The 24,674-nt window shown below is 27.7% G+C and carries 27 protein-coding genes; 21 read left to right on the forward strand and 6 right to left on the reverse strand.

What is annotated here, in order from left to right; translation table 11 throughout:
* Window positions 1–195: 195 nt before the first annotated feature.
* Window positions 196–624 (forward strand): CBS domain-containing protein, encoded by a 429-nt coding sequence (locus ACTG46_RS06805; RefSeq protein WP_021384091.1) that lies wholly within the window; start codon window positions 196–198, stop codon window positions 622–624.
* Between the two features lie 144 nt (window positions 625–768).
* Here ACTG46_RS06805 and ACTG46_RS06810 read toward each other — a convergent pair whose 3' ends face one another.
* The 3 genes from ACTG46_RS06810 to ACTG46_RS06820 all read right to left on the reverse strand — a co-directional run bounded on the left by ACTG46_RS06810 (window position 769) and on the right by ACTG46_RS06820 (window position 3,134).
* Window positions 769–1,524, reverse strand: a complete 756-nt coding sequence (locus tag ACTG46_RS06810) for a peptidylprolyl isomerase (protein WP_054269837.1) — start codon at window positions 1,522–1,524, stop codon at window positions 769–771.
* Window positions 1,525–2,225: 701 nt separating this feature from the next.
* Window positions 2,226–2,732, reverse strand: coding sequence for an ImmA/IrrE family metallo-endopeptidase (locus ACTG46_RS06815; protein WP_167640037.1), 507 nt, complete (start codon window positions 2,730–2,732; stop codon window positions 2,226–2,228).
* A gap of 81 nt (window positions 2,733–2,813) precedes the next feature.
* Window positions 2,814–3,134: an XRE family transcriptional regulator gene (locus ACTG46_RS06820; protein ID WP_054269840.1), complete on the reverse strand. Its 321-nt coding sequence runs from the start codon at window positions 3,132–3,134 to the stop codon at window positions 2,814–2,816.
* A 170-nt stretch (window positions 3,135–3,304) separates the two neighbouring features.
* Between ACTG46_RS06820 and ACTG46_RS06825 the strand changes: the two genes are divergently transcribed.
* The 19 genes from ACTG46_RS06825 to ACTG46_RS06915 all read left to right on the forward strand — a co-directional run bounded on the left by ACTG46_RS06825 (window position 3,305) and on the right by ACTG46_RS06915 (window position 22,139).
* Window positions 3,305–3,496 (forward strand): helix-turn-helix transcriptional regulator, encoded by a 192-nt coding sequence (locus tag ACTG46_RS06825; protein WP_407813612.1) that lies wholly within the window; start codon window positions 3,305–3,307, stop codon window positions 3,494–3,496.
* 110 nt (window positions 3,497–3,606) lie between these two features.
* A complete protein-coding gene (locus tag ACTG46_RS06830) occupies window positions 3,607–4,047 on the forward strand; it encodes a hypothetical protein (protein ID WP_167640039.1) in 441 nt (146 codons plus the stop codon).
* Between the two features lie 249 nt (window positions 4,048–4,296).
* Complete coding sequence (locus ACTG46_RS06835; RefSeq protein WP_054269843.1) at window positions 4,297–4,740, forward strand: phage tail terminator family protein; 444 nt, start codon at window positions 4,297–4,299, stop codon at window positions 4,738–4,740.
* Between the two features lie 4 nt (window positions 4,741–4,744).
* Complete coding sequence (locus ACTG46_RS06840) at window positions 4,745–5,809, forward strand: phage tail sheath subtilisin-like domain-containing protein (protein ID WP_479923801.1); 1,065 nt, start codon at window positions 4,745–4,747, stop codon at window positions 5,807–5,809.
* 14 nt (window positions 5,810–5,823) lie between these two features.
* Window positions 5,824–6,252, forward strand: coding sequence for a phage tail tube protein (locus tag ACTG46_RS06845; protein ID WP_003419646.1), 429 nt, complete (start codon window positions 5,824–5,826; stop codon window positions 6,250–6,252).
* 104 nt (window positions 6,253–6,356) lie between these two features.
* Window positions 6,357–6,803 (forward strand): phage tail assembly chaperone, encoded by a 447-nt coding sequence (locus ACTG46_RS06850; RefSeq protein WP_054269845.1) that lies wholly within the window; start codon window positions 6,357–6,359, stop codon window positions 6,801–6,803.
* Window positions 6,804–6,829: 26 nt separating this feature from the next.
* The gene (locus tag ACTG46_RS06855) at window positions 6,830–6,997 is read left to right on the forward strand and encodes a hypothetical protein (protein WP_054269846.1); all 168 of its coding nucleotides are present in this window, start codon (window positions 6,830–6,832) and stop codon (window positions 6,995–6,997) included.
* A complete protein-coding gene (locus ACTG46_RS06860) occupies window positions 6,997–9,387 on the forward strand; it encodes a phage tail family protein (protein WP_054269847.1) in 2,391 nt (796 codons plus the stop codon). Before ACTG46_RS06855 ends, ACTG46_RS06860 begins: the two co-directional genes overlap by 1 nt.
* Window positions 9,387–9,809 (forward strand): phage baseplate protein, encoded by a 423-nt coding sequence (locus tag ACTG46_RS06865; RefSeq protein ID WP_054276341.1) that lies wholly within the window; start codon window positions 9,387–9,389, stop codon window positions 9,807–9,809. Before ACTG46_RS06860 ends, ACTG46_RS06865 begins: the two co-directional genes overlap by 1 nt.
* 119 nt (window positions 9,810–9,928) lie before the next feature.
* Window positions 9,929–11,623: an XkdQ/YqbQ family protein gene (locus ACTG46_RS06870; RefSeq protein ID WP_479924060.1), complete on the forward strand. Its 1,695-nt coding sequence runs from the start codon at window positions 9,929–9,931 to the stop codon at window positions 11,621–11,623.
* A 14-nt stretch (window positions 11,624–11,637) separates the two neighbouring features.
* Entirely contained in the window at window positions 11,638–11,964 is a 327-nt protein-coding gene (locus ACTG46_RS06875) for a DUF2577 domain-containing protein (RefSeq protein ID WP_054269850.1), read from the forward strand.
* Window positions 11,964–12,392, forward strand: a complete 429-nt coding sequence (locus tag ACTG46_RS06880; RefSeq protein ID WP_479923802.1) for a DUF2634 domain-containing protein — start codon at window positions 11,964–11,966, stop codon at window positions 12,390–12,392. The genes ACTG46_RS06875 and ACTG46_RS06880 overlap by 1 nt, the downstream gene beginning before the upstream one ends.
* Window positions 12,385–13,437: a baseplate J/gp47 family protein gene (locus ACTG46_RS06885; RefSeq protein ID WP_219673630.1), complete on the forward strand. Its 1,053-nt coding sequence runs from the start codon at window positions 12,385–12,387 to the stop codon at window positions 13,435–13,437. The genes ACTG46_RS06880 and ACTG46_RS06885 overlap by 8 nt, the downstream gene beginning before the upstream one ends.
* Window positions 13,434–14,132 carry a putative phage tail protein gene (locus ACTG46_RS06890; protein ID WP_479923803.1) on the forward strand — a complete coding sequence of 233 codons (699 nt, stop codon included), beginning with the start codon at window positions 13,434–13,436 and terminating at the stop codon, window positions 14,130–14,132. Before ACTG46_RS06885 ends, ACTG46_RS06890 begins: the two co-directional genes overlap by 4 nt.
* Window positions 14,133–15,116 carry a phage tail protein gene (locus ACTG46_RS06895; protein ID WP_479923804.1) on the forward strand — a complete coding sequence of 328 codons (984 nt, stop codon included), beginning with the start codon at window positions 14,133–14,135 and terminating at the stop codon, window positions 15,114–15,116.
* Window positions 15,117–15,132: 16 nt separating this feature from the next.
* On the forward strand, window positions 15,133–20,454 hold the full coding sequence (locus ACTG46_RS06900) for a hypothetical protein (RefSeq protein ID WP_479923805.1): 5,322 nt from the start codon (window positions 15,133–15,135) through the stop codon (window positions 20,452–20,454).
* A gap of 16 nt (window positions 20,455–20,470) precedes the next feature.
* Window positions 20,471–20,824: a CD1375 family protein gene (locus ACTG46_RS06905; RefSeq protein WP_169465524.1), complete on the forward strand. Its 354-nt coding sequence runs from the start codon at window positions 20,471–20,473 to the stop codon at window positions 20,822–20,824.
* A 255-nt stretch (window positions 20,825–21,079) separates the two neighbouring features.
* On the forward strand, window positions 21,080–21,343 hold the full coding sequence (locus ACTG46_RS06910; RefSeq protein WP_054269857.1) for a hypothetical protein: 264 nt from the start codon (window positions 21,080–21,082) through the stop codon (window positions 21,341–21,343).
* Between the two features lies 1 nt (window position 21,344).
* Window positions 21,345–22,139, forward strand: a complete 795-nt coding sequence (locus ACTG46_RS06915) for an N-acetylmuramoyl-L-alanine amidase (RefSeq protein ID WP_479923806.1) — start codon at window positions 21,345–21,347, stop codon at window positions 22,137–22,139.
* Window positions 22,140–22,205: 66 nt separating this feature from the next.
* Here ACTG46_RS06915 and ACTG46_RS06920 read toward each other — a convergent pair whose 3' ends face one another.
* Both ACTG46_RS06920 and ACTG46_RS06925 read right to left on the reverse strand, forming a co-directional pair.
* A complete protein-coding gene (locus ACTG46_RS06920; RefSeq protein ID WP_021384080.1) occupies window positions 22,206–22,661 on the reverse strand; it encodes a hypothetical protein in 456 nt (151 codons plus the stop codon).
* A gap of 227 nt (window positions 22,662–22,888) precedes the next feature.
* Window positions 22,889–23,305, reverse strand: a complete 417-nt coding sequence (locus ACTG46_RS06925; protein ID WP_054269859.1) for a helix-turn-helix domain-containing protein — start codon at window positions 23,303–23,305, stop codon at window positions 22,889–22,891.
* A 296-nt stretch (window positions 23,306–23,601) separates the two neighbouring features.
* Here ACTG46_RS06925 and ACTG46_RS06930 point away from each other — a divergent pair, with 296 nt between their 5' ends.
* Window positions 23,602–23,811, forward strand: coding sequence for a helix-turn-helix transcriptional regulator (locus ACTG46_RS06930; protein ID WP_003428146.1), 210 nt, complete (start codon window positions 23,602–23,604; stop codon window positions 23,809–23,811).
* A gap of 447 nt (window positions 23,812–24,258) precedes the next feature.
* On the opposite strand, the gene ACTG46_RS06935 is transcribed toward ACTG46_RS06930, so the two are convergent.
* Window positions 24,259–24,657 carry a helix-turn-helix domain-containing protein gene (locus ACTG46_RS06935; protein ID WP_479923807.1) on the reverse strand — a complete coding sequence of 133 codons (399 nt, stop codon included), beginning with the start codon at window positions 24,655–24,657 and terminating at the stop codon, window positions 24,259–24,261.
* Window positions 24,658–24,674 lie beyond the last annotated feature (17 nt).

A 24,674-nucleotide genomic window follows, 5' to 3' on the forward strand; every position in this document is an offset into this window, starting at 1 on the left:
AAGTGATACTGATAGACCATATAAAAATATTAATAAAGCATAAACAAGATTAAAATGACCAAAGGAAAAACGCTTGTTACAGCGTATAGTATTTAAGAATACTTAGAAAATAAGAAAGGAGAAAGTTACTGCAAAAAAGTAACATTATAAATATTCAATAATATTTATAAGTTTTCAGTAACGGTGGGTAGTGTAATGAACATATTATTCTTTCTAACACCAAAAAGTGAAGTGGCATATATATATGAAGACTACACTATAAGGCAAGCCCTAGAAAAAATGGAATATCACAAATACTCTGCAATTCCAATAATAAGTAAGGATGGTAAATACATTGGGACTATAACAGAAGGTGATTTTTTATGGACATTAAAAAACGACTTAAATCTGGACTTAAAAGGATTGGAAGATGTTCCTGTGACAGATATTAATAGAAAAATGGATAATTCTCCTGTTTCCATCAATGCAGATATAGAAGATTTAGTTATAAAATCTTTAAATCAAAATTTTATTCCTGTTATAGATGACCAAGATACATTTATTGGGATAATAAAAAGAAGAGATGTTATAGGTTATTGTTATGAGATAATACGAGGATATAAAAATCTAGCTAATGATAATTAAAAATCTTATTGAAATTTTTTAAGCTAAGTTCTTTATAATAAAAGAATAAAAATCTGAAATTAAAAATTAAAATTTTAATATAAGAAGCTGTCTTTTACAATAAAAATTGTGAAAAGACAGCTTTTTTTATACGCCGTTTTACGATTAATCGTTGTATTTTACAAGGTTTCCATATTTAGCATTAAGAGCATTTATTTTATTTCCATAAACCTCATTTTGCTTTTGGTATAATAAACTTTTTTCAACTTCAGCTTTAGCTTCATCAAATGAAGATTCTGTGCTTTCTTGAAGGTCTTCTAATTTTATTATGTGATATCCAAATTGAGTCTTAACTGGCTCACTTACTTCACCTTTAGCCATAGAGAATACAGCTTCTTCAAATTCAGGAACCATTTGTCCTCTACCGAATGTTCCTAAATCACCACCCATGTCTTTAGATGGACAAGAAGAATGTTTAACAGCTGCATCTTCAAAAGATATTTCTTCTGATTTTATTTGAGCAAGTATTTCTTTAGCTTTTTCATCACTATCTACTAATATATGTTTAGCAGTTGCACTTTCTGGCTTAGAGAAAGAACTCTTGTTAGCTTCGAAAAATTCTACTTTTTCATCTTCTGTCACATTAACACTAGATAAAACTTTATTTATAGCAAATTGCTTTAATACATTTTCTTCTATCTTTTTCATTTCTGACTTGAATATTTCTTCTTCATTTAATTTTTCGTCTTTAGCATCTAATAAGAATAATTCTTGGTTTACTAAATCATTTAATAAGTGCTTTTTACCTTCTTCAGTTTTAAATTGCATAGCTTGATAAGGGTCTAATGATTTTAATGCATTTTCAATATCAATATTAGTTATTTCTTTTTCTCCAACTGTTGCTAAAACTTTTTTTTCCATAATAGTTAACTCCTTTATAGTGTATTTCATTATTAATATAAAAACTACCATCTTAAATAATATCAGAAAACAATGTAGATGTCTAACATTTAAAGTCATATTAAGTCAAATAGAATTAAATTTAGTAGAACAAAGTTATTACAATCAATAAAAGTGAGCTCATAATACCTACCACACCCTCTTCATGTTTAAACTTAAGTGTTTTTACCATTGAGTAATAAAAATATATCCCAGTAAAAATTATCTTTAAATATAGGAAAGATAAACTCTTTGGATATATTAAAAAGCTAAAAAGAGTAAATATAAAAGCAAGTAGAGTACTTATCCTGTAAAAGAAATCTATTTGTGTAATGTCTTTATATTTTATCATAAACACTGAATATAAAATGATGAAACCAATTGCGACAATTGCATATACGGTAAATAATATGTTTTCAATAGTTCCATTTGAAATTACTATCCACTTATACCACATAATTGGCCAAAAAAATAATGCTAAGAACTTAAAATAATTATCAAACAACTTTTCTTTATACATTCATCAAACAACCTTTCTTAACAAAAGCATATATTTGTTTTTAGAATTTTAAATAATGTAATACCATTATTATATATTAATATTGAATTTATAGAAACCAAAATTTGTTAAAATAAATATATAGATTTTACTGTTAGATTAATTGAAATTGCTATTATTTTTATTATGAAATTGGATCAAATATGTAGAAATATGGCAAGTTGGTTAATATTAGATATTTATTGCTTCCAAGTGATAAAGACTGTTTTTTTAATGATAGGAATTCCAATCTTTTTTGAAAAAAATTAATATCTACATTAAGTATATCTGCCATTTCGTAAACGCAAGTGATGCCAGAATTAATTATGTTTATTATATCTTCCTCAGTAATTAAGAATTCACAGGCCCATTTTAAGGCCTTATTTTCACATTTATCTATAACGATTTTTGTATAATAATCGTTATAAGAAGATACATAGTATCCAAAGCTAGTGAAATGATGACCAAGCTCTTCAGCTAAGATAGATGTAAGTTTTTTTGTATTTTGTTTTAAATTACTGAGTAATGATATGATTTTCATACCATGTTTATTTATATAGAGCCCTTCTAAATCACCTGCAATATAAGTGGTATAATGAATTATTATCTCTTCTTGAGACGCTAATTCAAAGAGCTTATCCAAATTATTCATAAAAATCCCCCTAAAATAGAATGTATGTTTGCTTTAAAATTATATTAAAAGAGCAGAAAAATAGACTGCTCATCATGTGGTTTATTTTTTTTTATATTTATTTAGTAAAAATTCTATATACTCATTAAGTTGTTCTTGTGCTTCTTCAGGTAATTCTTCATGTGGATTTTTTCTATGTGCAGCTACTGTATCAATATTTTCCTTAACTAAGGTTCTTCCAAGAAGGTAATCAACTGACACATTAAACACATCAGCTAATTTATTTAAAATATGTTCATCAGGAAATCTGTTTTCTGTTTCATAGTATCCTAAGACTCTCTGAGAAACTCCTACTTTTTCGCCAAGTTCTCTTTGAGTCAATCCAAATTCCTTTCTAAGTTCTCGTAATCTTTTGGCAAACATTATAACACCACCTTATGTATAGATTATAACAAATTGTTCTAAAAAATAAAACTATGAAAGCATAAAAAGAATGTTTTTTTCTAAAATCTATTGATAAAGAACAAATAATTCTATATAATGTGAATATAGAAGAACAAAATATTCTTAATAGTGATGGAGGTATGAAGATTATGTTTAAAAACAATTTGAAATATTATAGAAAATGTAAAGGTATGACACAAATTCAACTTGCTAAAAAGGCAGGAATTACAAATGACTATATATCTCAAATAGAAAGAGGTATAAAAAGTCCTGGACTTCTTATGGCTAAGAAAATTTCTAATATTTTAGAACAAAATATAGATGAAGTTTTTTTTATATAGTTATAGAACAAAATGTTCTTGAATGTTATAAGATTAGTAAAAAAGATATACAGTAAAGGGATTATTGCAAATTAGAAGTTAATAATAAGCTTATAAAAAGGAGAAATACTATGGAAAACAAAAAAGAGATATTATTTAAAGAAACAGATGAAAGATTACATAATTATAAATATTTGGATATAAAGATAAAGAACATTAATTTGGATATAAAAAGATGTGAGAATGAATACTCTGGATGTGGAGCAATAGTGTATAAAGAAAAGACTAGTTCTACGTATAATATAAGTTCTTCTGTTGAAAATGAAGTTGTAAAAAAAGAAGAGAGATTAAGAAAGTTAAAGATGGAAAAAGAAGATATAGAAATAGAAAAAGAAAAGATAGAAAATGCTCTAACATGCCTAAATGATATGGAAACGGAATTTTTTAATCTTTTTTACAATAGTAAGACAAAAAATAATATGACGTATATTTCTATGAAATTACATTTAGATAGAACCTCTTGCTATAACTTAAAGAAAAAGATGATATTTAAATTGAACGAGATATTATAAAAAAATAGGACAAATCTTCAACACTTTATATACACCATTACAACAATAGACTATAAAATATGTGAGATAATGTTATTGTGAAAGAAATCCATATTGAAGGAGGTGATGAGTTGAAAAGAATGATATTACCTAAAAATATAGAAGATACTTGATAAGAATAAATGAGATGTGTATTTAAAAATGACTTATATCATTTATAGTAAGATTATCAGATTAAGCAAAAATATTTAGTGATAGAGTGGTGATTGTTTGCTTAAATACAAAGAAATAATAGAAACAATTATTGAGACTCTCAAAAAAAACTTTACTGAAAGTGTTTTTATTGATGATGAAAGTGTGCAAGGCTCAGAAGGGTCTTGTTTTTTTGTAAGTATATTGTCAGTTATTTGTACACCTATAATGTTAAATACAAATAACAAAGATATTGTTATCTCTATAAAATACTTGCCAAAACCACAATCAAACGGTATTAGAATGTATGAAGTCTCAGACGAATTAAATAAGCTATTCAACAGAAATATAAAGATAACAGATAGAAAATTAAATATAACAAAACTAGAACAAAGTATCAAAAAAGAGGAGTCAATATATACATTGAACTTTTCAATCACATTAAACTATCTTGATAGTGTATATGAAGAAGAAGTAGTATATGAAAATATGGAAGAAATCAATTTGAATTTAGGAGAGTGATAGTATGGCTATAGGATTACCAAGTATCAATATATCATTTAAGGAGTTAGCTACAACTGTTAAAGAACGTTCAGCTAGAGGAATAATTGCAATGGTGCTTAAAGACACTAAAGCACTAGGTTTTAATGAGATACATGAAAAAGAGGATATACCAGCTGATTTATCTGCTGAAAATAAAGAATATATAAATTTGGCTTTGATGGGAAATGTTAATACTCCAAATAAGTTATTAGCTTATGTAATAGATGGAGAGGCAGATATTCAAACTGCATTAGATTTTTTAGAGACTAAGGAATTTAATTATCTATGTATGCCTAAAGCAGTAGAAGTTGATAAGACTGCTATAAAAAATTGGATAATTAAACTTAGAGATACAGATAAGGTTAAAGTTAAGGCTATATTAGGAAAAGTTGTAGGAAATCATGAAGGTATAATTAATTTTACTACAGAAGATGTACTAGTTGGAGACAAGAAATATAGTGTTGATGAGTTTACAAGTAGAGTGGCAGGTATTATAGCAGGGACACCTTTAAGTCAATCAGTAACTTATACTAAGCTTAGCGATGTAGTTGATATACCTAAGATGACTAAAATTGATGCAGAATCAAAGGTTAATAAAGGAGAGCTTATACTTATTAAGGAAGCAGGGGCTATAAGAATTGCTAGAGGAGTAAATTCTTTAACTGAGTTAACAGAAGAAAAAGGAGAAATGTTCCAAAAGATAAAAATAGTTGATACTTTAGATATTATACAAAGTGATATAAGAAAGGTTATAATAGATGACTATATAGGAAAGATTACTAACAGTTATGACAACAAATGCTTGTTGATAGTGGCTATAAAGAGTTATTTAGAAGAGCTAGAAAAATCTGCACTTATAGAATCTAATTCTACAGTTGAAATAGATTTTGAAGCACAAAAATCGTACTTGAAATCAAAGGGAGTAGATTTATCTTATATGACTTTACAGGAAATAAAAGAAGCTAATACAGGTTCTAAAGTATTTTTAAAAGCGAAAATAAAGGTACTTGATGCTATGGAAGATATAGATTTATCAATAGAGATATAGGAGGATTAATTAATATGGCAAATATGGAAGCTAGAAATGTAATGAGTGGTACTTGGGGAGAGCTTTGGCTTGATGGAAATAAAGTAGCAGAAGTAAAGAAGTTTCAAGCAAAGATGGAATTTACAAAAGAAGATATTATAATAGCAGGTCAAATGGGTACTGATACAAAGTATATGGGATACAAAGGAAAAGGCTCAATAACTTTATATCATGTTAGCTCAAGAATGCATAAATTAATTGGAGAAAAGATAAAGAGAGGCTCTGAACCTAGATTTGTTGCTATATCTAAATTAAATGATCCAGATTCTTATGGGGCAGAAAGAATAGCAGTAAAGAATATAGCATTTGATGATTTAACTTTAGCTGATTGGGAAGTTGGAGTAAAAGGAGAGATAGAAGCTCCATTCACATTTACTGAATATGACTTCCTTGATATAATTTAGTTTTACTTGGATAATTGTTAAATATAGATGGTTATTAAATATGTTTAGTTAATGGATATATGTAGTTATTTAATAGAAATTGATTGATAAAGGAGCAAATAATAATGAGTGAAAATGGATTATCAAAGAATGTAAATATAGTAGACTTACTTTTAAATACAGATACAGAAAATTTAGAAAGACCAAGTACGATAGTTGAACTTAAGAGATTATCTAATATATTTGGTCAAGAGTTTAAGGTAATGTGTAGAGCTTTAACAATAAGTAAGGATGAAGAAATACAAAACACTTGCCTTAAAATTGATGAAAATATGAAAACAGATATAGATTTACCAGAGATGCAGATGCTTACAGTAATAGAAGGTATTTGTGATTTGGATGGAAAGCTTCTATTTAAAAATAAGGAGTTAATGGAGAAATTTAAGGCCCCAACTCCAAAAGAATTGGCAAGAAAATTATTACTGCCAGGTGAAATTACTAACTTATATAGAATACTTCAAGATATTATGGGTTATGGTAAAAATGCAGTTATAGAAGAGGTAAAAAACTAATAGGGACGGATACCAAGACTACAATAATGTATTATTATTGGAAGAAGAGAGGTATTAGACCGTCCCTTTTTTATGCAATGGATAAAGGCGAATTAAAGCTTATTGAAGCTTTTTTCGCCTTGGAAATTGAGGAAGAAGTTGAAAAAATGAAACATGGATATGGAGTTTGTCCTTTGACAGGAGGTGATGTATAGTGGGGAATGTAAAAGAAGAAGGTATAAATATGTATCTTACAGACAATTACACACCAAAAATGAATCAAATTATATCAGTAACTGATAATTTTAGGAGAGCAACTGTGGCTGTTTCGCTTTCAACTAATGTAATGGCTAATAGTATAAATAATTCTGTTGGAAGTGCAAGTAGTAGAGTAAACAGTTTAAATTCTTCTTTAAGAAAAGTTCAGGCTACTGCTAGTAGTGTAAGTTCTACTATAACAAAATTAAGTTCTAGTATTAATGTTTCAGGAACAATTGGGAGTTTAAATGGTAGTATTATGAGAATAGCAGTAACTATAGCTACGATTATTAATTGTTTTAGTAAGTTGATTCAAAAGAAAAATGAATTTAATTCAAATCCTATAATTATATTAATATTTAAAGCTAAAAGTGATGAAATAGAAAAAACTAATTCAAAAATAAGTTTCTTAAAGAGAGCTGCTTCTACCATAAGGTTAAGCATAGAAATTTCTGGTGTAAAGAAAGGTATAGATAAAGCCATTGAATACTTGAAAAAGCTTAAAGGCGGTAAAATATGGAATATCATAATAGGGGCAAAAGATAAGGTAAGTAGTATTATAGGTTTAATTTTACCTAAGTTAATGTTATTTAAAAGTTCTCTTTGGAGAGGTGTAATAGCTGTAAAAGATATGGCAAGTGGCATTATAAGTAAAGTATTTCCTAAGTTGAGATTGTTTGCAGGGACAGTATGGAAAGGTGCAATAGCTGTAAAGGATATGGCAAGTGGAATACTTGGTTCGATAAAAGGGAAAATATCTGACTTAACAAATGGAGCTACTATAGGTGTTGCTGTTAAAAAGGGTGTTGACTTACTTGGTCAAGAGCAAAATCAGAAAGTTGTCCTAGAAAGTGTAATGAAAAGAAATACTGGAAATGTTAGAAAAAAAGATGTTGATACTTATTATGATGATTTATTAAAGATAGCAAATGATACACCTTTTGATCCCGAAGATGTTGTTTCAATGGGAACTAAAGCTAAAATGATTAGTAATATTACTGGTGGAAAAAAAGAAAAAGATATAACTCAGGCTATGGTAGATGTTAGAGCTTTAAATATGAATACAAGTAGTGAGCAAGATGTATCAGCAGCTTTCTTAAGTGCAGCAAAAGGAAATATGGAATCTCTGAATACTTTGGTAGGAGAAAATTATAAAACTTTTGATGAAGCATTAGAGGGTATAAGTGTAAAGCAAATGGGATTGGCTAAGGAAATGAGTGGAACAATACCAGGTATAATAGCAAGTGCTCAAACAATTATCAATAATGGTTTGAAGAATCTTGTTAAACCTTTTGATGATATCCTAGGGCAAGGAATAGATAAAATAAGCAGTTTTATAGAGAGTGGGTTAGGAGATTTAGCTGGATTATCTGAAAAAATGGCTGGTAAGATAGGTAATGTAATGAATGGTGAGATAATTATTGGTAATAAATATGACCAAATGCAGTTTAGAAGCATGAAAAATGGTAAAGAGTTTTCTGATTCTAGTCAATATCGAATCTCTAATATAGTTGAAAAGCGAAAAATGATGTCTGAAAATAAACAAGAAAATTTTGAGAATCATGCAGCAACAATGATAGGAAATGCACCAAAAGCAATTGTTAACACAGGAAGTATGTTAATGCAAAATATTGACTTTACTGCATTAATAGATTCATTATTTCCAGTAGTAAACTTAGTAAATAATTTATTAGATAATATAAATAATAAATCACCAGTTGCACAAGGCTTAATAAGTATATTTGGGACAATAGTAACTACAGCATTTCAATTAATTGGACCTGTAGTTGAGGCTGTTAGCCCTATTATTACGAGAATTTTTTCTTTTTTAGGTGAATATGCTCCTCAAATAAACAATTTTATAGAGACACTGGGTGTTATTTGGGAGACAGTTTGGGCAACGATAGGACCAATCTTAGAGGATGCTTGGATTATTGTAGAACCAGTCTTAGGAGGTCTTTTTAATCTATTTAATGATATTTGTAATATTATAAAAGATGTTTGTAAATGGTGGCAAAATTTAGTTGAAAAAATTAATAAAAACCCAATTATTGATACAGTTAGATCTATAATTGATGATTGGAACTCGGGGACAAGTAAATCTGGAGGAAACGCATTTGGATTAAACTATGTACCTTATAATGATTATTCAACAAGACTTCATGAGGGTGAGATGGTATTAACTAAACAAGAAGCAAATCAGTATAGAAGTGGAAAAAGTGGTGGAAACATAAGTATAGCAAAATTAGCTGACACAATAGTAATTAGAGAAGAAGCTGATATAGAAAAAGTTACATCAAAATTAGTTTCAAGTATAAAAATAGCACAATTAGGAGGGGTATTATAATGGAAATGTGGCTTAGACAAGCAGAAGATAGATTTAGATTTCCAGTATTTCCATCTTCATTTAGTATTAATGGAAAAGCTGCTGTAAACTCCTCTAGTATACTCAAAATAGGTGAAATAGCCACTTTTGGAGGTGTAGCTCTTAAAAGTATTTCAATATCTAGTTTTTTTCCAAATAAAGACTATACTTTTTGTGATTATACAGGTTTTCCATCACCATATGACTGTGTAAATAAGATTGAAAAATGGATGAAGGAAGGCTTTATACTAAGATTTACAATTACAGAAACCAATATAAATATGGAAGTCATAATTGAGGGTTTTAGCTATGAAGAAAAAGATGGAACTAGAGATGTATATTTTACATTAGATTTAAAGGAATATAAAAGAATAAAAATACCAAAAGTAACTCCAAAACAATAACTATTATGGATAATAAGTTATAAATAACTGCTGATAGACTTAAAGGAAAAGGCAGGTGATTTTTTATTATTAAAATTTGGGTACACATAAAAAAAGGAAGTATCTATGATATCACTGATATAGTAAATAAAGTTTCTTGGTCAGGTGATTATAAATCTCCATCAAGGACACTAGAATTTTCAATAATCCAATCCTCTTTTGATGTGAATTTTCAACAGATAGATATACCAATAGCTAGTACGATTTGTTTCTATGTAGATGAGAAAGAGCTCTTTAGAGGAATGATAATTAATAGGTCTAAAGATTCAAGTAGTAATGAAATTAGCTTTGTATCTAAAGACATGGGATTTTTACTTACACAAAGTGAAGTATCATGTAATTTTAAAGACAAGTTAGTTGAAGATATAGCAAAACAAGTATTTGCTGAAAATAGACTTGCAGTTGGGACAATAGCAAAGACCAATGTCAAGTGCACAAAGATGTTTATAGGTGTAACTGGTTATGATACCATAATGAGTGCATATACAGAAGCAAGTAAGAAGACTAAGAAAAAATACATGATAGAAGCTAATTTAGACAAATTTAATGTTATTGAAAAAGGAACTATAACTTTAAGTGTTATGTTTGAAGAGGGATTTAATATTATAAATACTAATTTTTCAGAAAGTATGGAAAATGTAAAAAATAAGGTGATAGTAGTAGACCAATATGGAAGTAAAATTAGTGAAAAAATAGATAATGAAGTTTTTAAAGAAGTAAATGTAATAATGCAAAAAGTAATTCAGCAACAGGAAAATCAAGATGTAGATGTGGATAGTGAATTTAAAGGGATAGAAAAAAGCTGTTCTCTTAGAGGTTATGGAGGTGTAAGTTGTATAACTGGTAGAGGTGTAAAAGTTAAAGATTCTTATACAAAGCTAGTAGGATTGTTTTATATAGATACAGATAAACATACATGGCAAAATGGAGAGTACCAAATTGAACTTGAACTTAACTTTCAAAATCTTATGGATGAAAAGTCAGCAGGACAGGATGAACCTAAGGAAGAAAGTAATTTAGGAGGAAATGATTATACAGGAGGAACAGAATTTTCTACTATATTTACAGCATATTATCCTGGTCCTGGTATAGAAGGAGGAGATACAGACTGTAGAGAGAAAAAACTCAATCCTTCTAAAAAGACATGTGCTACACCTATGGTTGGAGCTTATGAAAAACCTTACTACACAAAAGAGTTCTTATCAAAACATCCATTATTTAAATATGGTGATGAGGTAAGACTTGTAACAGGAGTCTCTGGACGTGATGGAGTTTATACAGTCAATGATAATGGTCCTGCTATAATTATAGAAAAGGATGGAACTTATCATATCGATGTTTTAGTAAAAAATGAAGAAGAAATGAAAAGATTTGGAAAGAGAAAAGGAAAAATTATTATTGGTGGTTATGCTGGTAATGTATCTAATAAAGCTAAAACGGTAATATCAGAAGCAAAAAAACATTTAGGCAAGCCTTATAAATGGGGTGGTAATGGACCAAGTAGTTTTGATTGTTCTGGATTAATGGTATATTGCTTTAAGAAAGTTAGTATTAATTTGCCAAGAACTTCAAGTCAGCAGGCCACAGTAGGAAAGAAAATAGAGCGAAAAAATTTACAAGCAGGAGATTTAGTATTTTTCCATAATCCTGTAAGTCATGTTGGATTATATATAGGAAATGGAGAATTTATAGAAGCACCTGGTAAAGGTAAAAAAATTAGAGTAAGTAATTTTAATAGTAGAAAAGACTTTAACATAGCTAGAAGGGTTTTTTAGAGGGTGGTGATATAATGGCAAATCCAATTAATGAATTTATAGGAATAATGAGAGAAGAAGGAAAGTATCATAATCAACCTTCTTTTTTTATTGGAAAAGTTAAAAGTAAATTACCAGATTTAAAAATAGAAACAAATAACATTATATTAGAAAAAGAAGATATCTTAATAGATAGTTGGATGCTTGATAGACAGATAGAATTATTTGATACAGAAACAAGTCAAGAACATAAACATGAAATAAAAAATCCCTTTATAGATACTTTTGAATCTGGAGACACAGTAATAATGTTTAGAATAGGTGAGAAATTTGCTATTGTAAGTAAGTTGGTGAGCTTATAATGAGTACAATATTCCCTTTTATAGGTGTACCAGAAGATTATATCTTACCTAAATCAGAAGAGTTACCAATCTTTCGTGAAGTAGCATGGGATTTTGAAAAAGAGCAACCTATTTTAGAAAAAAGTGATTTTAAAATAGTTGAGAAAAAAGAAGCTTTAAAAGTTTGGATATACAAGTGCATAAAAACAAATAGGTATGAACATGAGATATACTCTCTAGAGTATGGTACAGAGCTTTCAGAACTTATAGGACAAAAGTATACAAAAGGTCTTACAGAAAGTGAAGCTAGCAGATTTATAAAAGAAGCTCTTTTAATAAATCCATATATATTAGAAGTAAATGTAAAAAGTGCTAACTTTAACAGAGACATATTAAGTGCAAATGTAAAAGTATCCACTATCTATGGGGAGGTGGAATTAAATGTATAGCGACCAGACATATGAAGTAATAAAAAATAGAACTCTTGAAAATATCAAGCTTGATATTTATAAAGGTGAGGGTTCTTTTATAAACAACATGGTATCTGGAAATAATTTAGAACTTGCAAAAATGTATATAGAACTTTCTAAAATACATAAAATGGCTTTTATACAAGATACATATAACCAACTTCTTGATAAAAGAGTTAATGAATTTGGTGTATATAGAAAGTTGGGAACCGAGTCAAATGGAGAAGTTGAGTTCATTGGAGAGAAAGGAACTGTAATAACTAATGGCACAGTAATATCATACAGAGATTTACTATTTGTAGTAATAAAAGATGTAACTATTGGTAGTGAAGAAGGTGATAATAGCCCAGTTCAAGCTCTAGAAGTTGGTAAGAGATATAATTTACCTACAAATTGTGAATTTAAATTAACTGATAATATATCTGGAGTAATTAAGATTATTAACACTAAAAGTTTTGAAGGTGGTACAGATATAGAGACAGATGAAGAATTAAAGGAAAGATTTTATAAAATACAGAAAAATCAAGCTACAAGTGGAAATAAAGCTCACTATGAAGAATGGGCTTTAGAGGTAGATGGAGTCTATAATGCGAAGGTTTATCCAAGATGGGATGGTCCAGGAACTATTAAAGTTTTGATATTTGGTAAAAACAATCAAGCTGTTGATACAGAAACAATTGAAAGATGTCAGCAACATATAGATGAAGAAAAACCTATTGGGCCAACTGTAACAGTTACAACACCATTACCAATAGAAATAAATATAAGTGCAGTAATGAAACTAGAAGATGGATATACATTAGATAATGTCAAAGAATCTTTCTTAGAAAGTATAAATTCATATTTTAGAGAGATTATAGGAGAAATAATCTATACAAAAGTCATGGGGATACTTATAAATACTGCTGGTGTGCATGATTTAAGTAACTTACTTATAAATGGAAGCACAGATAATATAACTATTAATGAAGATAAAATACCAAGTGTAACATCTGTTGATTTTAGTGAGGTGGAAAATCAATGAAACTAATTGATAAACTACCATCATTTGATAGAAATCACATTGTAGAAGAGATACAAGGTGCATATGATACAGAGTTAAATATTCTTAAAGAAGATATTGATGATACTTTTGACCAATTATTTGTTGACACTGCAACATGGGGATTAGATATGTGGGAAGATGTACTCTGCATTGAAAAGAAAGACCTTGATTTTGATGCAAGACGTAACAATATAAAAGCTAAAATGAGGAGCAGAGGTACTAGTACTATTGAAGTTATAAAAAATATATGTGAGGCATACACAAAGTCAGAAGCAGATGTAAAAGTTTATAGTGATGAATTTACATTCGTATTGAGTTTTATAGCAAATAACTGTGACTATAAAACTCTTTTAGATTGTAGCGATATGATTGAAAAAGTAAAACCTGCTCACTTATTACACTATTTAGAGCCCATAATACTAGATAAAAGTATGGTCTATTGTGGTGGAGGTATGGTTTGTAGTGAGGAAGTAAAAGTTCATCCATATTTTGAACCAATTATAAAATGTAGTGCTGTTATAAATTGTGGGGCTGGAATGCTAAGTAGAGAAGAAATAAAGGTTTATCCTTTAAGTATTAAGTATATTGAAAGTAATTGTAAGATTAATATAGCTATTGCAAATGATACAGGAGTTGAAAATGTAGTAGTTTATCCTAAACAGGAGGTGGTATAGTTGGAAGAAAAATTTTATATAATATTAACCAAAATTGGTAGAGAAAAAATAGCAAATGCAACTGCGCTGGGAGAACTTGTAGGATTGACAAAGTTTCAAGTTGGAGATAGTAATGGAGAATATTATGAGCCAACAGAAGAACAAACTGCTTTAAAGAATGTAGTTTGGGAAGGAAATATAAATTCTTTAAGAATTGATGAGAAAAATCCTAATTGGATAGTTATAGAGACTATTTTACCAGGAACAGTTGGCGGATTTATGATAAGAGAAGCTGCTGTTTTGGATAATGAGAACAATATAATCGCTATAGGTAAATATCCAGAGACGTATAAGCCACGTGCTGAGGATGGCAGTATTAAAGACTTAGTTGTAAAGATGATTTTACAACTATCTAATACCTCAAATGTGACATTAGAAGTAGACCCAACACTGGTTTTTGTAACTCAAAAGGATATTCAAGATTTGGATGATAAGTTTAATAATAATATAAAAGAAATAAAAGTAAAAATTGGGGAAGAAATATTGTCTACAGATGCTAAAAATCTGTCAGAAGCTATAAATGAAGTAGTAGAAAAAATTGAAAATATATCTATTGATGATGTAATAGGAGGACAAATACAAACTGATTTATCTGTATTAAAAAACAGTTACAATAAATTATCTGAAAAAGTATTAGATATCTTAATATATTTAGAGTTAGAGTCAGAAATAGATGTAGATGAAGCTGGATATTGGTATGATACCTTATCTAATACTAAAAACATAATAGCTATAGAAGGGCTGAAATTAGATTTAAATAGAAAATGTATAACTGGAGAACTTGGGAGTGTAACATTTAAAAATGTGGTGTTGCCATTTAATGCAAACCGAGTTAGATATATACATGAAATGGATAATAACTTTCTAGAGACAAAATCTAATAAGGCATATCTAATGGGTCAGACAGAGATAACTTTAAATAAATATTCATATGAAATAAGATAATTAGGAGGTTTGTATAATGAAAAGAACTAAACTACTTCAAAGAGGTAATTTTTTTGGTGATAAAAACATGGTAGTTGATGAGTTTGATGAAGGATATGATAATTATGATTTTATTAATTTTTTTACTGGATGTTGTAACTATACATTTGGATTAAAAAATAATAATATCCTGTATGGATGTGGAGATAATAGCAACTTTCAATTAGGGTTAGGAGAAGACAATACAACAAGAAAACTATTTACTAAAATACCAAATATATCTACTAACATTAAAAAAGTTGCATGTGGAGAATCTCATGCAGTTGTACTTACATCGGAGGGAGAATTACTTGTTGCAGGTATAAACACAGATGGTCAAATGGGATTGGGACAGGATAAAGTAGGAAAAACAATATCTACATTTGATAAGGTGCCAGAAATAAAAGGAGTAAAAGATATTGCATGTGGACTTCAATCAACATATCTTTTATATAATGATGGAACTTTGTATGTTGCTGGAAATAATTTATATGGACAATTAGGTCTAGGAACTAATGGAGCATCTGCAAATGTAAATACATTTACAAAAGTAGATGTTGATAATGTAAAGGCTGTATTTTCATATAATAAATCAGCTTTTATAATAAAAAATGATAATAAGTGTTATTCTACAGGTTTTAATAATCAAGGTCAACTAGGTTTAGGAGATAAGAATGATAGAAATTTATTTAGTTTAGTTTCAATTAATGATGTTAAGACTATAGCTTGTGGTTCTGAACATACTGTTTTAATGACATATAACAATGATATATATGGTTGTGGAAAAGAAAAATGTTTTGGAAATGCACTTCAATCATCTCTATTCACTAAAATAGAGCAGGTAAATATAAAAACTATTGCATGTGGTAATGGTAATACTATGCTTATAGACAATAAAGGGACTTTAAAAGTTGCTGGAAATAATGATATATATCAGTTAGGAATATCAAATTACTCTGAAAATATAGATAGTTCATTTATAGATTTGAAAAATACTGTATCTAAGAATATTTTCATTGGTTTATCACATAGTATACTAATTGATTCAAATAATGATTCGTATTGCACAGGTGATAATACTTATGGCCAACTTGGTTCGTTTTTTGATGATATGCATGTTATAGAATTTAAAAAAATGAATAATGAAAAATATAGTTATAGTAATTATGTCAACTTAATTAAATCTGATGACAAATTAACGTTGTTAAAAGAAGAAATGGAAATAAAGGATATTGAACTTCCACTAGATATACATTCTGTAAGAGATGTTGTTTTTAGTCCTTATTGTACTCTAGTCATTTTAGGGAATGGAGATGTATATGGACTAGGAAATAATAGTTATAAAGGTATGGGCTCTGATTTACCAAGTCAATTAAATGAATTGACAAAATTAAGTATATCTAATGTAAAATCTATAGTAGCATCAAAAAACATTTCTGGAGGAATATTTTACATTAAAAATGATGATACTTGTTATTATTCTGGGGTAAATAGTAATTCGATAGCAGGTGTTCTCCCTTCTAATTCAGATATATTTAAGAAAATATCTATAGATAATGTAAAAAAGGTTGTTATAAATACTGATTTATCAAACAGGTTTTCATTAATTGTAACTAATAATAAACAAATATACACTTCTGGAAAGAGTTCAAGTTATGTTAATGGACTTAGCAATACATTAGTAAGCCAATATACTGAGGTTGGTGTCAGTAATGTCACAGATGCATATAGTGCATATAATGCAACATTTATTGTGGCTGATGAAAAAAAAGTGTATGCAACTGGTATAAACACAAATTACTTATTAGGTACTGGTAATGGTGATGGGGCTAGTGTAAATTTAAGTTTATTAAATAATTGGTATTATATAAATGTATCAGGAGAAAGTTATAATAGCATTTCTTGTATAAGTGATATTACTAAAATTAATAATATTATTATATATGAATATATGGTTCTATTTTGTACAAACTTTGGTTCTTTTATAACTGGATATCATGGTACTTTATGGACAAAACCAAGTGGCTTAACTTATAGAGTTCAGCATCAAGGAATTTCATATGCAGGACTTGGACAATCAAGTGTTTATAATGTTTATCCAACAAGGTGTATAAAATCATCATATTCTACAAATTTTGCATATCTATATGATGGTGAATCATCAAGCAATTTAAAAAACTATAATCCAGATAATTTACTTATTTCTGGAGGTTCATCTTATATACATAAGTATGGAAGGAATTTTCTTAATAATTTATCATCTGATAATATTGCAGCATCTAATATAAGTTCAGGTCCTATTACTTCTGATAAAGCTATACTTTTATATAAGGCTTTATTATATCTATCTTCTAACACACTGTATGGTTTTGGTAATATATCTGAAAGTGCAAAAGGTCTAGACGTATCAGACTTACAAGAGGGGTATAATGCTACTAATTATAAAAAAGTAATGAAAAATATAAAAAATATATTTATACCTCCTTATGATTTAAGTAGAGATAAGACTAGATTCGCGATATTGACAGATAAGAGTTTATTTATATGTGGATACAACTCTAAAGGTACACATGGTATATCAGTTAACAGTAGTTCAAATTTAAATAATAAGATAAATTATAATAAAAAGAATAACAGTTCTGAAATATCTTCTAATATTAAAGAAATATATAGCCATTCAAAGTCTACGTATTTATTAACTAATAATAACATGCTTTATAGTGTAGGTTTAAATGATGTAGGTCAATTAGGTGTGGGAGATGAGGTAAACAGAAATGTATTTACTAAAATAAATATTGATAATATAAAATCTATAAATATAAATAGATTTACTGATAATAGTAAGCATTCATTTGCTATAAAAAATGATAATACATGCTATGCTGTTGGTTTAAATAACTATGGTCAGTTAGGAATAGGAGATAATGTAAATAGAAATGTATTTACTAAAATAAATGTTGAAAATGTAAAATATGTAGCTATATATGGAAATACATCTCTTTTATTAACTAATGATGGTCTTTTATATGGAGCAGGAAATAATGAAAAAGGCCAATTAGGATTAGGTGATACTACAAGTAGAAATATATTTACACGTATACCGATAAATGGAGTTAGAGATGTGTATATATGTAATGATGTATCAATAATTGTTAAAAATGATAATACATGTTATGTATGTGGATTTGTAAACGGATATTTTGGGTTTACTGAAGGAAGTATAAGTACATTTTCAAAAATAAATATTGAAAACATAAAATCTGTTGTAACAGCAGGATGTGAAGCTACATTTTTTATAACAAATGACAATATGATTTATACTACAGGGAAAAAAGAGAGAGTATTTTTTTCAACAGAAACCAATGATATAAAGGGTATACGAGTAATTAATAATATTATAAATGCAAAAAAAATAGAAGTTAATGGATATACCTCAGCTATTTTAACAAATGATAATAAACTGTTTGTTGCAGGTATTAACGGAGATGGAAGTTTAGCAAATAATAGTAATACGAATAGTGTGGAAGATATTAAAGATGTCTTTGTAACATCTAGGAATACACTTTATATAGATAAAGACAATACTTTGATATCATCAGGAAGAGACAATTATGGGATATCTGATGAATATTATAAGGAGATATCAGTTCCATATTATAAAATGGTTGTCAAGAAAGATGTTGATACTGTATTTTCTAGTTTCAATACTATATTTATTAAAGATATATATGGAAAATTTTATTCTTCAACAGGAGATAATAGATACAATCATCTAGGTATTCACCATAGATATGATAATGATAGAAATGAAGCTCTTGGAGGTTATTTACATTCATATTTTAAAACAGATAATACATCAGATAAAATAACTTTTAATAAGAAAAATGAAAAATTAGTACTGTTCAATGATAAATATATAAAAACAACTAATAAGTATATAAATTATAAAAATATATTTAAAGAGGATTTTAAATATACTTCTGTAGTATTACCATTTGAGGTATCTGATATTGACATATCAAAAACACATTCATTAGCTATTGCTAAAGATGGTAAATTATACGGTATAGGAAGTAATTCATATAAAGAAATTAATCAAACTCTTGAAGACATAGAATTATTAACATTTACTGAAGTCAATATATCAGATGTTAAAAAGGTCGCTTGTGGGGATAATTATTCTTACATTATTAAGACAGATAATACCCTGTGGTCATATGGAAAAAATACTGAGTATCAATTGGGAGTTGGTCATAATAATGATGTAAGAGAATTACAAAAAGTTACTGGACTACCTTCTATTAAAGATATAAGTATATATAACTCAATGACACTTGTTTTAACTAATGAAGGAGAATTGTATGCTCAAGGATATAATACAAATGGATTGTTTGGATTGGGAGAAAATGAAAAAGATAAAATAATAAAAACTTTTACTAAGGTATTAACTAATGTCAAAGAAATTAAATCACATAATGATGATCATATACTAGTTATTAAAAATGATAATAGCCTATGGATAACTGGTAAAAACAAATCTATGTATAAAATATCTATATCAATTACTGACTTATATGAATTCACTAAAATACCAGTACCAGAACATTTAAATGATATTTTAGATATAGAGCTTTCAGATGATACAATTTATATGATAACAAAAGTAGATACAAGTAAAGCATCTATAGAAATAATTGAAAAATCAATATCTCAAGTAAGAGTAGTAGTACAAGACCCTAATAGTGTTATAGAAAAACTTGAAATGTTTATAAACGATGAATTAATATCTACTAAGACTAATTTGGAGATAAATAGTATTATATTTGAAATCCCATCAAATAAAATAGTATTAGGAGAAAATAAGATACTAATTAAAGCAAGTAGTACTACAGGTGATTTATATTCAAGTATGTTTATATTTAAGTCAGAAACAGGACTTAAAGTAAAAAAGGATTCTATTTTAATGATAAATAATAAAGTATATTCAATTGTAAATATTACTGAAAATAATGCTGATTTAATAGTAACATTAAATGAAGGGCTAAAGGATGATATGATGGAAGATAATCCTATATATCAATTGATAAATAAAACTAAGGTTCAAGTAAAAATAAATAAATCTGACTTATTCAAAGATATGAAACTAGTTGAAATTAAAAAATCAGACTCAAGTTATCAAGAAATATATGAATTAGAAGAAGCCAATATAAAAAGTGCTCAACCTAAAATCATAGTAGAAAAAGGAGATAAATGGACAGCTATAAAACGTCCATCTATGATTTTTAGATATGATGCTGAAAACAACGAACCACAAGCTTAAAATGGAGGTGTAAAAATTGTTTAAATTTGATAAAAATAAAATAGAGCAAATCAAACAAGGTAGAAAAGTAGAAGTACAACATAAAGATATCTCTGAGATAAGTCTAAGTCAAATAAAGCAAGATGATGATATAACAAGCAACTTTATAGCAAATGCAGAAATATATGAGATGTTGTTAAATCAAAATCCTGTTGATGAACTAAATAATATAAGTACTTTTAGTGTAGCAAAATCTGGAGGTGAGAGTGGAATGGTAGAAGTATATGTAGCATTGATTCTAAGAGGAAAGAAAACAATAGAAGAAGTACCAGCAGTAATTAGAGAGCAGGTTAGAATTAGATGTAAAGAATTAGAAATACCAGTTGAATAATAAATTCAGAATAACTATATACTAGTTATTTTTTTATATAAAGTACAAGGTCTTAACTTCAATAAGTAAGCCTTGTACTTATTTTTTGTTATATTAGTAAATTGTAGGTATACCTAATCAATCTACAAAATATATCTACAATTTAAAATACTAAAAATTAAAATGATAGTACTTAAAATATAACATTGTATGATATGAAAATATAACAAAAATTAAAGTTATAAGTGTAGAAAATTTAGACAACAGGAGGATATAATGGAGAAATTAATAACAGAATTGAGTAGCCTAGGGGCAATAGGTATACTATGTGCTCTATTATTTAAAAATACTATGCAGGAGAAAAAGGAAGATAGAGACATGTATAAAAAGACTGTAGAAAATTTTATAGAATTGTCCACACAACAGCAAGAAATAAATAAGAATGTACTTGTTCAAATGGGAACAATGAAAACAGATGTAGAGGAAATTAAAGAAAATGTAACTGATATAAAAGGCATGTTACAAAAAGAAGGTGTATAACATGAAAGTAGCAGTAGTACCAGGACATACATTGTCAGGAAAAGGAACTGGAGCAGTTGGGTATATAGATGAGGGAAAGGAAAATAGAATCCTAACAGATTTAATAATAAGATGGCTAAAACTAGGAGGAGCGACAACCTATACTGGAAAAATTGATAAATCAGATAACTATTTGTCAGAGCAATGTCAAATAGCCAACAAACAAGATATAGACCTAGCAGTACAAATCCATTTTAATGCAAATAAGACAACCATAAATCCTATGGGAACAGAAACAATATATAAGACAGATAATGGAAAAATATATGCAGAAAAAGTAAACTCAAAGCTTTCAACTGTATTTAAAAATCGAGGGTCAAAAAAAGATACAAGAGGTCTATACTGGCTTAATCATACAAAAGCACCAGCAATACTAATTGAAACTTGTTTTGTAGATAGTAAAGAAGATACAGACTATTATATTAGAAGCAAACATACAATTGCAAAATTAATAGCAGAAGGAATTTTAAACAAAGATATAAAAGAAGATGTTTCACAAGAAAAATCTGAAAATATAATATTATATTCTGGAGAAGTGGATAAAGCGATTGCAACCATAATGTCGTTTTATATAATTAACAGTATATTAATCGATGTAAAAGACTATAAAAATGAAATAGCAACTAATATATTTTCCATAGGAGGGAAAGCTTCTAAAACAATAAATAAAGATGTTAATAAGTATATTGAATTTATTGGAAAAGACAGAAAAGAGACTTTTGAACTTGTGTTAAGATATTTAGGAAGATATATTTAAAACAAATAAAAAATAAACAGACAAAACATAAAGAGGTAGCATTACGCTACCTCTTTTTTTATTAAATTATTGTCTATTAACCAAAATAGCTATTTTAGCATCTGGATTATAACTTATTTGAACCATTTGATTTTTCTTAATATGTTCAAGGTCCTCACCACCATAAGCTATTTGTAACTTAACTGGTAACTTACCTTGTTTTATAATAGCAACATACTCTTTTTTACCTTTTTTCTCTAAACTAATCAAATTGCCAACATAAGGTTTGAAGTTCTGATACTTTTTACTAGAATTTCTTATGTAGAAGAAAGCACCAACAGCAATAACTAAATTTATGCCAAGTGTAACCCAAGAATTAATTTTAAGCATAGCTCCAGCGATTATTATCACGAACATTAAAACGATAGGTAATATAGCTTTCTTAAGAAGCAATTTACCCATTATTTCATTAGCCTTTTTCTCAGGGCCACTCATAGTTTTTGATCTAGCAAATGATTGCGCGAATTTGTCTCTTAAGCCCATTTTATCCTCCTAATTTTAATAAATATTTAGTTATAATAACGAGATATTACTTGAAACTAAAAATTTACCACATTTATATTATGTTTGACTTTTGTATAAATAATTACATTCAAGTAAAGCAAAATATACTAATTATTTTATCATAAAACTATAAAAAAGAAAATAAATGAAATAAAAATATTAGAACTAAGAAATGATGTAAAATCGTATCAAAAGCAACATAAAAATTATTTATCTATTTTCTCATCCTTATTTTTATTATATTCAGTTTCTTTCAAATCTTTCTCTTTTTCATATTCATGAAGTTTTAATTCAATCATACCTTCTATTTTGGCCTTATCATAATCACTTAACTTTCTAAAATTATTTAAAAGATTTATTTCATTAGAGTTTATACTATTAAGTGGATAATTTGAGGATAAATCACAAATTAAATCTGGCTCTTGTGAAGAAGTTCCATTTAATAGCCAGTCCACTGAAACATTAAATATCTCAGCTATAGATTTTAATATTTCATAATTTGGCTTTCTAATATTTCTCTCAAATTTACTTAAGTTATCACAGTCTAACATTTCTTCTAATTCATATTGTTTAAGATTTTTTGTTTTTCTTAAATAAACAATTCTTTCTCCTAAAGTATTCATAAACACTCTCCATTCAATTAATGTCAAAAAGACTTTCTAAAATGTAAATAGCTGCAAAATAAAGGTCAAAATGACATGAAAAACATTGACTTAAGGTCAAAATGACTTTATAATTAATTTAATGATACGAAATTACATCCTAATTTTAGCATAAAGTAATCAAAAAATCTTATTTAGTATCAAATAAATTTATGTACTTAATATTTGTATATATCAAAAAAATATACTAAATATAGGAAGGTGTGTAAACTAAAAAACAAAAGGAAGTATAAATCACTTAGAAAGGAACTTGATAAATGGATGCTCGAAAAAAATGGATACCTTTTTTAGGAGTACAAGTTAAACAAAGACTTATTGAATTAAATATGACTCAAAGAGAATTAGCAAAGAAAATAGGTGTTAATGAAAACTATTTGTCAGCCATTCTAAATGGCAGAAGGACAGGTAAAAAGTATAAATCATCAATTTATCAATTGCTTAATATAGAATATTCAGAAGATGATTAGCAAATAGTATGTGAAGTAGGTGAGTATTCTTATGTGTAAATCAGATTTGGATGGAGTAATAGAGTGCTGTAGAGCGATTGACGATTTTATTACGGCTCTCAATGGTATAAAAAGTTTAAATATGGAAAGATTAGATATCTTAACTATATACTCTAGTACATGCTCAAGCCTTCTTAAAGAGGGTAATTACAAAGGATGCACAATTGTATATAAAAAGATGCTGGAAGAGTTGAAAACATGAATAATACATTTCTTGGGAATATAAATAATATATAGGAATGTACAACACTGTTCAAAATACATAAACTAAAATATGGATAGGTAATCTAAATATTATTGAAATTAGATTATGCTTATTTTTAAATAACTTAATATCCATATTTTAGTAGTCTGTTACAAAAAAAGAAAGTTAATAGATGATGTAAAATCGTATCAAATTATGTATGTTTAAACCGTTTTATCTTCATTAGTATTAGAGGAATGCTTTTTTAAGTCTTTATATTCAGATATCTTAAGTTCAAGTATTCCTTCTATTTTTATTTTATCACGCTCATTTAATTGTCTGTATAGATTTAATATCTTTATCTCATCATCAGTAACATGTAGGTAATCTTCCTTATTTTCTTTTACACTATTGTTAGAGTTTACTTTTTCTTTGCCATATAGAAGCCAGTCAGTAGTAACATCAAAATAATCAGCTATTGACATTAATATATCACAATTAGGTTTTCTATCTCCAGTTTCATACTTACCTAAATTTTCAAACTTTAAAATATTCATAAGTTTACGCTGAGTAAGTTTTTTGGAATTTCTTAAATAAGCAATTCTTTTTCCTAAAGTATCCACAAAATACACTCCTTTCT

The organism is Clostridioides sp. LIBA-7678 (assembly GCF_056716065.1).